Origin of the sequence: Paraburkholderia sp. SIMBA_053 (assembly GCF_046534895.1) — a bacterium.
GTDB lineage: Bacteria > Pseudomonadota > Gammaproteobacteria > Burkholderiales > Burkholderiaceae > Paraburkholderia > Paraburkholderia caledonica.
The window spans coordinates 1-405 of sequence record NZ_JAWRXU010000161.1 but is presented as its reverse complement, the minus strand read 5'-3'; the positions used below and the strand labels follow the sequence as shown (position 1 = coordinate 405).

At 58.5% G+C, this 405-nt stretch carries 1 pseudogene; it reads left to right on the top strand.

Features of this window, described 5'->3' with window-relative positions:
• Positions 1-267: 267 nt before the first annotated feature.
• Positions 268-405: pseudogene (locus SB753_RS35065) on the top strand (TetR/AcrR family transcriptional regulator); the annotation flags it as partial.

Sequence of the window (405 nt, the reverse complement as noted above, 5' to 3'; positions counted from 1 at the left end):
GTGCGGCTCTGCGGGCGAGGCAAAGACGTCTGGAACTATTGCAACGGTGAGTATCCATGGTCGACCCTGCGCGAAAGCAGCCGACAACCAAAGATTCAAAACAGCTTCCATTTTTCGAGGCCTAACGCGCGGCAGTCCCGCGGCGTTTCCGAGTCTATTGCTCAATTTTTGCGGTCTATTGTGCAGGGACAAGTGACAATGCACGCGCCGCGCAGCCTACGAGATTCCGGGTTGATTTGTTGAACGGTTAGTCATAATATCGGTTGCATGAAGCCAACCGGTCAACCCCATTCGTCGCCGAAGAAGGCGGGACCCATCGGCTCGCGCGGCCGGCCACGCGAGTTCGACACGCACGCCGTGCTCGCCAGCGCAAGCCAGGTGTTCTGGAACCACGGCTATCACGCC